This window comes from Terriglobales bacterium, from assembly GCA_035624475.1.
In the GTDB taxonomy this organism is placed as follows: Bacteria; Acidobacteriota; Terriglobia; order Terriglobales; family Acidobacteriaceae; genus DASPRL01.
In genome coordinates this window covers 1-10,438 of record DASPRL010000028.1, presented here as the reverse complement: position 1 = coordinate 10,438, position 10,438 = coordinate 1, and the positions used below count along the sequence as shown (strand labels likewise).

12 protein-coding genes are annotated in these 10,438 nt (G+C 67.4%); 11 read left to right on the top strand and 1 reads right to left on the bottom strand.

What is annotated here, in order from left to right; translation table 11 throughout:
* From VEG08_01440 to VEG08_01390, 11 genes are all read left to right on the top strand, one after another.
* The coding region (locus tag VEG08_01440; protein HXZ26641.1) for an ABC transporter permease at positions 1-309 on the top strand (309 nt) is incomplete at its 5' end.
* A 16-nt stretch (positions 310-325) separates the two neighbouring features.
* Entirely contained in the window at positions 326-991 is a 666-nt protein-coding gene (locus tag VEG08_01435) for a hypothetical protein (GenBank protein ID HXZ26640.1), read from the top strand.
* Positions 992-993: 2 nt separating this feature from the next.
* Entirely contained in the window at positions 994-1,860 is an 867-nt protein-coding gene (locus VEG08_01430; protein ID HXZ26639.1) for an ABC transporter permease, read from the top strand.
* A 15-nt stretch (positions 1,861-1,875) separates the two neighbouring features.
* Positions 1,876-3,387: an MBL fold metallo-hydrolase gene (locus VEG08_01425; GenBank protein ID HXZ26638.1), complete on the top strand. Its 1,512-nt coding sequence runs from the start codon at positions 1,876-1,878 to the stop codon at positions 3,385-3,387.
* Positions 3,388-3,569: 182 nt separating this feature from the next.
* Entirely contained in the window at positions 3,570-4,016 is a 447-nt protein-coding gene (locus VEG08_01420; GenBank protein HXZ26637.1) for a helix-turn-helix transcriptional regulator, read from the top strand.
* A complete protein-coding gene (locus VEG08_01415) occupies positions 4,013-4,678 on the top strand; it encodes a hypothetical protein (protein HXZ26636.1) in 666 nt (221 codons plus the stop codon). The genes VEG08_01420 and VEG08_01415 overlap by 4 nt, the downstream gene beginning before the upstream one ends.
* Positions 4,679-4,731: 53 nt before the next feature.
* A complete protein-coding gene (locus VEG08_01410; protein ID HXZ26635.1) occupies positions 4,732-6,189 on the top strand; it encodes an SPFH domain-containing protein in 1,458 nt (485 codons plus the stop codon).
* A 64-nt stretch (positions 6,190-6,253) separates the two neighbouring features.
* Positions 6,254-6,493: a hypothetical protein gene (locus tag VEG08_01405; GenBank protein HXZ26634.1), complete on the top strand. Its 240-nt coding sequence runs from the start codon at positions 6,254-6,256 to the stop codon at positions 6,491-6,493.
* 4 nt (positions 6,494-6,497) lie between these two features.
* Entirely contained in the window at positions 6,498-7,163 is a 666-nt protein-coding gene (locus VEG08_01400) for a PspA/IM30 family protein (protein HXZ26633.1), read from the top strand.
* A gap of 10 nt (positions 7,164-7,173) precedes the next feature.
* Complete coding sequence (locus VEG08_01395; protein ID HXZ26632.1) at positions 7,174-8,013, top strand: CAP domain-containing protein; 840 nt, start codon at positions 7,174-7,176, stop codon at positions 8,011-8,013.
* 51 nt (positions 8,014-8,064) lie between these two features.
* Positions 8,065-9,003 (top strand): DUF72 domain-containing protein, encoded by a 939-nt coding sequence (locus VEG08_01390; GenBank protein ID HXZ26631.1) that lies wholly within the window; start codon positions 8,065-8,067, stop codon positions 9,001-9,003.
* Between the two features lie 335 nt (positions 9,004-9,338).
* On the opposite strand, the gene ispG is transcribed toward VEG08_01390, so the two are convergent.
* The coding region (gene ispG / locus VEG08_01385) for a flavodoxin-dependent (E)-4-hydroxy-3-methylbut-2-enyl-diphosphate synthase (protein HXZ26630.1) at positions 9,339-10,438 on the bottom strand (1,100 nt) is incomplete at its 5' end.

Below are 10,438 nucleotides of genomic sequence, written 5' to 3'. Positions count from 1 at the left end.
TACATCCGCACCGCGCGCGCCAAAGGCCTGCCGGAGCGCACGGTCGTGTACCGCCACGCCCTGCGGAATGCCATGGTCCCGGTGCTGACCGTGATCGGTTTGCAGTTCGGCGCACTGCTGGCGGGCGCCATCGTCACCGAGACCATCTTCTCCTGGCCGGGCATCGGGCGGCTCACCATCCAGGCCATCAGCAGCCGCGACTACTACCTGGTGCAGGGCTGCATCCTGGCCATCGGCCTGAGCTACGTGGCGGTGAACCTTCTGACCGACCTGATGTATTCGGTGGTGAACCCGAGGATCCGGCAGTGACGGAGAGAAGTGTCTGATGGCGGAGCAGGCTCTATTCCGGCTGATGGCCCTGGTCCAGCGCCTGGGGGTAGGCCTCTCCTGGCTGGCCTGGATCACGGTGGCCGCGGGGGCGTTGCTCATGGCCTGGGTGCTGCGCCGGGAGCGCGGGACGGCCATCTGGGTGCCCGCCATCGTCATGGGCCTGGTCGCCCTGGCCGCCAATCTCGCCGACTACTTCGTCACCCTGCATCGCAGCCCTGACCTGGCGCTGGAGGCCAATCCCTTGTGGCGGCTGGTGGTGGACCGCTACGGAATCGTGGTGGCCCGCTGGTACGGTCTCACCGGCAAGGTCTGGGTCTCCATCCTCGCCGCCGAGATGACCGCCTACTACCTCGCCCACCGTCAGCGCCTGTTTCCGGAGCAGGCGGGCTCGCTGGTGCAGTTCGTCCTTCACCTGGGCAGCCGCTCGCGCACGCGCGGCGAGCGCCTGGGCGCGCTCTTCACGATCTTCGCCTTCTTCTTCGCCGGGCTGAACCTGCTGTACTTCTACATCGCCTGCACCAACTGGCTGCAGAACCCAGAATGGCTGGACCGCCTGCCTTCGGCGCCGGTGGCGGTGATGCTGGTCGTGGCGGGGCTGGCGATCGCCTTCGCCGTACTGACCTGGCGCGCCTTCCAGCGCAGCGGCAGGAGCGTGGAGTAGCCATGGCGGCTCCCTCCATCGCGGTGCAGGGCACAGCGCGGGCGGTGCGCCGCAATCCCCTGGCTGCGGCCGGGCTGGTGCTGGTGGCGGTCTTCGCGCTGTGCGCGCTGTTGGCGCCCTGGCTGGCACCCCAGGACCCGGCTGCCATCGATCTTGCGGCGCGGTTGCAGACGCCCTCCACGGCACACTGGTTTGGCACCGACGAATTGGGCCGCGACCTCCTCTCGCGCACCATCTACGGCGCCCGCATCTCCATGCTGGTAGGCTCCTGCGTGGTGGCGCTCTCCTTGTTGCTGGGGCTGGTCCTGGGTTCGCTGGCCGGCTACTACGGGGGGCGCGTGGACCGCCTCCTCACCGTCATTCTGATGAACGCTTTCCTCTCTTTCCCGGGGATCCTGCTGGCCATCGCCTTCGTGGCCTTCCTGGGCTCGGGACTGTTCAACCTGATCCTGGCGCTCTCGCTGGGAGGTTGGGTGGGCTATGCCCGCTTGGTGCGAGGCCAGGTGCTGGCGGTGCGCGAGCGCGAGTTCGTGGAAGCGGCGCGCGCCCTGGGCGCCTCCGACCTTCGCATTCTCGTTCGTCACATCCTGCCCAACATCATCCAGCCGGTGATCGTGCAGGCGGCCATCGGCATGGCGGGGGCGGTGCTGGCCGAGGCCACCATGAGCTTCCTGGGCCTGGGCGTGCCCCCGCCCACCGCCAGTTGGGGCTCCATGCTCAACGACGCCCGCTCGCACCTGTTCGACGCTCCCCACCTGGTGCTGTTCCCCGCGGTCGCGGTCATGCTCGCCGTGCTCTCATTCAACTTCCTCGGCGACGCCCTGCGCGACTACCTCGATCCGCGCGCCCGGATTGCAGTAGGCTTGTAGCCGCGGAGCCGCGCCATGGTCTCAACTTCATCCCGATCGGCGGCCCCGGTGCGCTACCGCGTGCTCTACGACGGGCAGTGCGAGATCTGCCAGGCATTCGTCTCCTGGCTGCGGTTGCTGGACGGCCACCGCCGGGCCGAATGCATCCCCATCGAACTGGCGGACCTTCCCGGCCTGCACCCCGACCTGGCGCTCGACGACTGTCTGCGCGAGCTGCACATCGTCTCCTCCGGCGGGCAGGTCTACCGCGGCTGGAGCGCGGTCGCGCGCCTGGCGAGACTCTCTCCCTGGACCTGGCTGGTGGGGGCGGTCGGCGCCGTGCCGCCCTTCCGTTGGCTGGGATCGCTGGGCTACCGCTTCGTGGTCCGCAACCGCTATTCCCTGAGCAAGTGCCGCGGCGGCGCCTGCCGGGTCAGCCGCCCCGGCGCGGAGCGGGCCCGCGCCTCCTTCGGCGCCTTCTGGAGCTGCTACACCCTGGGGATGTGCCTGCGCCTGCCCTTGATCGTGCTGGCGGGATTGCGAGACCTTGTGCGCCAGGCAGCGACCTTCCTGCGTACCGGGCGCCGCCGGCTGGATCTGCTGGAGGGGCGGCTCTCGATCTGCTTTCTCGGCGGGCTCCTCCCCAACCTGGTGCCCCTGCTGTTCGGCGAACTCTTCACCATGGTGCTCTACGACGGGATCGCGGTCGATCCGGGCTCGCCGCGCATGCGCCGCTCCCTGGCACGCCACCTGCGCCGGCTGCCCAAGGGCGCCATCCGCGCGGTGGTCGCGACCCATCACCACGAAGAGCACGTCGGGAACCTCAATTGGCTGGCGCAGCGGGCAGGGGTCCCGCTGTTCGTCCCCGAGGCGACCGCGGCGCGGCTGCAGCCGGCTCCTCGTCTGCCCTGGGTGCGCCGCACCATCATCGGGCAGCCGCCCGACCTGAGCCCGCCATTCCAGGTGCTGGCCGAGCGGCTGGCGACCGCGCAGAGCGAGTTGGAGGTGATCCCGACGCCCGGGCACTGCGACGACCACGTCGTGCTTTATGATCGCAAGGAGAAGGTGCTGCTGGCGGGCGACGCTTTCATGGGGAGCTACTTCGCCACTCCTAACCCGGACGTCGACAGCCGGCAGTGGATCGAGACCCTGGAGAGGCTCCTGGCCCTCGACATCGAGGTCCTGGTCGAAGGCCACGGCCACGTGCATACCCTGCGCGCCGACGTGCCGGACGTGCCCGGAGTGGTGGTGCCGGAGGATCCCAAGGCCGCACTGCGGGAGAAGCTAGCCTACCTGCGCTGGCTGCGGGAGCAGATCGAGAGCGGCTTTGCCGAAGGCTTGAACGTCCATGCGGTGGTGGCCACCTGCTTTCCCTGGGGGCGGAACCGGGCCTGGGAGACCTTCTCGCGCGACGAACTGATCCGCTGCCTGAGCCTGGGCCACTTTTCCCGCACCGAGCTGGTGCGCAGCTTCGTGCGGCAGGAGGGAGACGTCCTGCCGACCCTCTACCAGGCGCGCATTCTGGTCCACCCCGAAGACCGGCGATAGGGAAGCCCTTCCGAGCCGCTGATCTTTTCCACAGCCTCTAAGTCGCTGATAACGTGGGCGAAATCCTTCTTGACATTATCATCCATTGCGATATTATAATCGCAAATTGCAATATGACGCTAGGAGAGAAAATCCGGCACCTGCGCCGCACTGAGGGCGCGTTGCGCGGGCTAGGCAGGGAGATGACCCAGCTGGAGGTGGTGCACGCCATCCGCCGCGAACTGGGCAAGGGCATCAGCCAGTCCTACCTCTCGCAGATCGAGAGTGGGGCGCGGCCCCATCTCACCCAGACCTCGCGCACCCTGCTGGCGCGCTTCTTCAAGGTGCATCCCGGCTACCTGGTGGAGGACCCGGAGGGCTTCCACACCGAGCTGACTTCGGAGCTGCGCACCTTGGAAGACAGCCTGGACACCTGGCTGGGCTCCGGGGCGGAGCAGTTCCGCGGCGATCCGGAACTGAGCCAGGCGCTGGAGCGCATCGCCGGGCACAGCGACTCGCGCCAGGCCCTGGTGCTGCTGGGCGCGATCCTGGAGACGCCCCTGCTGGCCGAGCGCCTGCTGCAGGTGCTGCGGCCCGGCGGGGAGGCGTCCACGCGCGGCAATCGGCCTGGAGGGAGGGAAGAGCCATGACTCTGGCGAATTTCTATCTCATCTGCTTCGCGGTGGGTTTCATCTTCAGCGTGCTCTCCTTCCTTCTGGGGATGCACATGCCGGGGAGGTTCCATCTGCCGCACCTCGGGCACGGCGGCCACATCCACGTGCACGTGCCGCATGCCGGCGGACATGCCGCCCCGGGAGGGGGAGCCCGCGGCACTGGCGCCCGGGTCGGGGGCGAAGTGTCGCCCGTCAATACCGTCACCCTGATGGCCTTCCTCACCTGGTTCGGCGGCATCGGGTACATCCTCACCCGCTACTCGGTCGTGCTGGGCGTGCTTACTCTGATTTTGGCGGTGCTCGGCGGGCTTACCGGCGCGGGCCTGATCTTCCTGTTCATGGCCAAGGTACTCATCCGGCCCGACGACACCATGGATCCCGCCGACTACGAGATGGTGGGCACCATCGGGAAGCTGAGCGTAGGCATCCGCGCCGGGGGCACCGGCGAGATCGTCTATGTCCAGGGCGGGACGCGCAAGAGCGCCGCGGCCCGCAGCGAGGACGACGGCATCCTGGAGAAGGGTTCGGAAGTCGCAATCACGCGCTTCGAGAAGGGGATCGCCTACGTCCGCCGCTGGGAAGACCTGACCGGAGAGGCCGACGCTGCGCCCGCGGACGAAGTGGAGAGGAAGCAGTGACGGCACCCTGGGTTTCGGCACTGGTAACTACGCGAGTTTGAAGAGGAGGCAATATGCAGAACCTTTCGGGCTCAATTCTGATTCTGGTGGGACTGGGGATTGTGGCCTTCTTCGCCCTCATGGGCATGCTGGCGCGGCTCTACCGCAAGGCGGGGCCGCATGAGGCCCTGATCGTGTATGGCTTCGGCGGCACGACCGTGGTCAAGGGGCACGGCAAGGTGGTCTGGCCCATGGTGCAGACGGTGCGCGGCCTGTCGCTGGAGCTGATGTCCTTCGACGTGGCCCCGCAGCAGGACCTCTACACCCGCCAGGGCGTGGCGGTCACGGTGGAGGCGGTGGCGCAGATCAAGGTGAAGTCGGACACCGAGTCCATCCTGACCGCGTCCGAGCAATTCCTCACCAAGACCGAGGAGGAGCGCAACGGGCTCATCCGTCTGGTGATGGAAGGCCACCTGCGCGGCATCATCGGCCAGTTGACGGTGGAGGAGATCGTGAAGCAGCCGGAGATGGTGGCCGACCGCATGCGCTCCACCTGCGCCGACGACATGAACAAGATGGGGCTGGAGGTGGTGAGCTTCACCATCAAGGAGGTGCGCGACAAGAACGAGTACATCACCAACATGGGCAAGCCCGACGTGGCCCGCATCCGGCGCGACGCCGACGTGGCCACCGCCGAGGCCGAGCGCGACACCGCCATCCGCCGCGCCGTGGCTACCCGCGACGCGGCCGTGGCCAAGGCCCAGGCCGACCAGGAGCGGGTGCAGGCCGAGACCCTCTCTCTGGCCAAGCAGGCCGAGGCCCAGCGTGACATGGACGTCAAGAAGGCCTCCTATATGGAAGCCGTCAAGAAGCAGCAGGCGCAGGCGGACAAGGCCTACGAGATCCAGACCAACGTCATGCAACAGCAGGTGATCGCCGAGCAAGTCAAGGTGCAGCAGGTGGAGAAGCAGGAGCAGATCAAGGTGCAGGACGCCGAGATCCAGCGCCGCGAGAAGGAACTCATCGCCACCGTGCTCAAGCAGGCGGAGATCGAGCGCCAGCGCATCGAGACCCTGGCCGAGGCCGAGAAGCAGCGCCTGGCGGTGGAAGCGGAGGGCCGCGCCTCCTCCATCCGCCAGCAGGGCGAGGCCGAAGCCGAGATCATCTTCAAGAAGGGCGAGGCCGAGGCCAAGGCCATGAACGTCAAGGCCGAGGCCTACCAGGAGTACAACCAGGCGGCGGTGGTGGACAAGCTGATCACCAGCCTGCCCGAAGTGGTGCGCGCCCTGGCCCAGCCGCTCTCCCAGGTGGACAAGATCACCGTGGTCTCCACCGGGAACGGCAGCGCCGCCGGTGTGAACAAGATCACCGGCGACGTCACCCAGATGGCGGCGCAGGTGCCGGCGCTGTTCGAGGCGCTCTCGGGCATGCAGATGTCGGAACTGTTCGCCAAGATCCGCCAGATCGGCGACAAGTCGGCCAAGCCGGAGGTGCAGGCGCCGCCCGCACCGTCGGCCAAGGGAGGGAAGTAAGACCGGGCGGGGACGGGCGCAGCCCGTCTCCGCCACCTCGCAGCCAGCGAGGAAAGGGACCGCTATGGACTCGAAGTCGAGATTCGCGGGCGTGATCATCGTGCTGGGCGCCAGCCTGGGCGCGGCCGCCGGCCTGCTGCTGGGGCAGGTGGACCGCTTCCTGGCGGTGGGCATCGCCGTGGTCGGCATCCTGATCGGCAGCGCGCTGGCGCGCGGCAGCTTCGCCGACTCGCCTCCCCCGGCCTCGCCCGTGAGCGTTCCGCCAACCACCAACGACCAACGACCGTTTTCGGGAAAGGAGTAGCGTCATGCCGCTATTAGAACGAGTCTCAACCCTGGTTCGCGCCAACCTCAACGACCTGATCGACAAGGCCGAAGACCCGGAGAAGATGATCAAGCAGGTCATCCTCGACATGCAGAACCAGCTCCTGCAGGTGAAGACGCAGGTGGCCATCGCCATCGCCGACCAGCACCTGCTGGAAAAGAAGCAGAAGGAGAACGAGGAGAAGCTGAACGAGTGGGTGCGCAAGGCCGAGCTGGCCGTGGACAAGAAGCAGGACGATCTGGCGCGCCGCGCCCTGGAGCGCTCCCTGAGCCACCGCCAGATGGCCGAGAGCTTCGCGCAGCAGGTGAGCGACCAGAAGGCCCAGGTCGAGCACCTGAAGACCGCGCTCAGCAACCTGGAGCAGAAGCTGGCGGAGGCGGAAGCCAAGAGCGACCTACTCATCGCCCAGCATCGCCGCGCCCGCGCCGTGGGCAAGGCCAGCGACGCCGGCATGAAGATGAGCGACGACTCCAAAGTGGCCGCCTTCGAGCGCATGAAGGACAAGGTGGTGCGCGGCGAGGCCATCAGCCAGGCCAAGGCGGAGCTGGCGGGCGCCGATCTCGACGACAAGTTCCGCAAGCTGGAGCGGGAAGACGAGATCGAGCGGCTGCTGGGTGAGATCAAGGCGCGCCGCGGCAAGACTGCGTGATAATAGCGGGGTGAAGACCGCCGCCCATCTCGTCCCGGTGGGGATCCTGGTCGCTGCGCTCGTCCTCTGCGGTCGGGCGCAGCAGGCGCCCGCGCCCGAGCCGGCTCCTGCTCCCTCGGACGCCGAGCTGGCCGCGGAGCACGAGCTCGGACGCCTGCTCAACCGGGAGCGGGCCCACGCCAAGGTCTCCGAACTGCAACTCGACCCGCGCCTGGTGGAGGCGGCGCGCGCCCACGCCCGCCTCATGGCCGAGCACCGCCAGTTGGGGCACCAGTTCACCGGGGAGCCGGCGCTGCGGTTGCGCCTGGCCGCGAACGGGCTGCGCTTCGATAACGCCGGCGAGAACGTGGCCGTGGCCGACGATGCCGCCGGCGCCCACCAGGACTTCTTGAACTCCTACTATCACCGCCAGAACATGCTCAGCGCCAACTACAACGCCATGGGCATCGGCGTGGCGGAGAGCAATGGCCACCTCTACGTCGTGGAGGACTTTGCCTATCACACCCGCGAGTATTCGGTGGAGGAGGCGGAGGACGCGGTGGCGGCCGCCTACCTGCGCTTCCGCGGCGCCAAGGAAGGCGCCGGGCCGCAGCGCATCACCGATCCCCTGCTGCGGGAGCGCGCCTGCGCCATGGCGCAAGCCGACAAGGTGGCTCCGGAAGGCCTCAACGGACTTGTGGGCGCGCATGCCCTGGTCTCCTACACCACCGGCCGTCCCGAGCGGCTGCCCGAGGAACTCACCGATCCCGCCCGCGCCGCCTCCGCGCAAGCCTTCGCCGTGGGCGTCTGCTTCGCTCGTACCTCCAGCTATCCGGAAGGCGTTTACTGGATCAAGGTGGCGCTCTACTGAACGGCCGGGTCCGCACCTTGCCTGGGTGTGCTAATCTCCCTGCAGGCTCTCATGGAGACGCCGCCTAACCTCCGCATCGGCATCGCCGGGTGGTCGTACAAGGACTGGGAAGGCACCGTTTATCCGACCGGACTCAAGCGCGCGCAGCATCCCGTGGAGTATCTGGCGCGCTACGTCGACCTGATCGAGATCAATACGTCCTTCTACGGCCACATCCGCCCGGAACTGGGCAAGCTGTGGTGCCGCAAGGCGGCGGCCGTCAATGCCGACTTCCTGTTCACGGCCAAGCTGAACCGCGCCTTCACGCACTCCCCCAACGCGCAGATGGAGCCGACCTCGGCTGCCACCATCCGTCCCGCACCCGAGGACGAGGCCCTGGCCAAGGAGGGCCTGGACGCCATCGCCGCCGAGGGCCGCCTGGGGGCGCTGCTGCTGCAGTTCCCCGTCTCCTTCAAAAACACCGGCGAGAACCGCGACTACCTGGAGCAATTGCTGCCCCGCTTCCACGAGTATCCCCTGGTGGTGGAGGTGCGCCACGCCAGTTGGAACAACGAGGGCATCCTCCGCTACTTCGCGCAGAAGGGCGTGGCCTTCTGCAACATCGACCAGCCCGTGATCGGGCGCTCGCTCGAGCCCACCGCGCACGCCACCTCTTCCATCGGCTACATCCGCCTGCACGGCCGCCGCTACGACCAGTGGTTCGAGGCCGAGCATCCCCACGACCGCTACGACTACCTCTACAACCTGGATGAACTGGAAGGCTGGAAGTCGAAGGTGCAGGAGGTTGCCGGCAAAACCCGCATCACCTTCGTGGTGGCCAATAACCACTTCGAAGGCAAGGGTCTGGTCAACGCGCTGGAATTGAGATACCTGCTGGGCGGGCAGAAGGTGCCGGCCCCGGAGATCCTGCTGCGCCATTATCCCGAGTTGCAGGCGGTGGCGGAGCCGGCGGCCGCCGGGGAGACAGCGTCCTTGCACTTTCCCGCCTGAGGCGCTGAACCTCGGTTCATCCGTTCGTCCCTTCGTCCCAAGAACATCGTGGCAACCCCCATTTTCCCCGGAACTTTTTCGCTCCTGGCGCGTATGAATACCCAGAAGGCGGCAGAAGCGGCTCGGGCAACAAGGGGCTGCTAACCAAGAGGCGCTTCGGCCGTCCATCGGACAGGGGCAAGCAAGAGGGGGATCGCCAAGGAGGCAACGATGGACGCGAAATACAACGCGATCGCTGACAACCTGGCGGTGCGCATCACCCTGATGATGCTGGGATTCTCCGTCTGGGTCGCGGTTTCTTACCTGCTGCTGGCGGCTGCCTAGGCCGCCGGCGGCTAGGCCTGGCTACCCACCTCGGTGCGGGCGGCGTAGTGCGATTCGACGTACTCGTTCAGGATCGCCAGAAACTCCTCCACGATGTGGTCGCCGCGCAGCGTGGTCATCAGGCGCCCGTCCACGAAGACCGGCGCCTTAGGCTCCTCGAAGGTCCCGGGCAAGGAGATGCCCAGGTTGGCATGCTTGGATTCGCCCGGGCCGTTGACCACGCACCCCATCACCGCCACGTGCATCTCCTCCACCCCCGCGTATTTCTCCTTCCATAGCGGCATCTGCCGGCGCAGGTAGTTCTGGATCTGCTCCGCCATCTCCTGGAAGAAGGTGCTGGTGGTGCGTCCACAGCCGGGGCACGCGGTCACCTGCGGGGTGAAGCTGCGGATGCCCAGGGACTGCAGGATCTGCTGCGCCACCACCACTTCCTCGGTGCGGTCGCCGCCGGGAGCGGGAGTAAGAGAGACGCGGATGGTGTCGCCGATGCCTTCCTGCAGCACCACACCCAGCGCCGCGGTGGAGGCGACGGTGCCCTTCATGCCCATGCCGGCCTCGGTCAGGCCCAGGTGCAAGGGATAGCGGCAGCGCGCCGCCAGCGCGCGGTAGACATCGATCAGGTCCTGCACGCCGCTCACCTTGGCGCTGAGGATGATCTGGTCGGAGCGCAGGCCGTACTTCTCCGCCAGCGCTGCCGAGCGCAGCGCGCTCTCCACCATGGCCTCCATGGTGACCTCGCGCGCGTCCTTGGGGGCCGCCAGCGCGGCGTTTTCGTCCATCATCCTAGTGAGCAGGGCCTGGTCGAGCGAGCCCCAGTTCACGCCGATGCGCACCGGCTTCTGGTTCTCGACCGCAACCTCGATCATGGCGCGGAAGTTGTCGTCGTCCCTGCGCCCCACGCTCACGTTGCCGGGATTGATGCGGTACTTGGCCAGCGCGCGCGCGCACTCGGGGTATTTCTTGAGCAGGATGTGGCCGTTGTAGTGGAAGTCACCGATGATGGGCACGGTGCAACCGGAGTCCTGGAGCCGCTCGACGATGCGTGGCACCGCCGCCGCGGCTTCCTCTGTATTGACCGTGATCCGCACGAGCTCCGAGCCGGCGTGCGCCA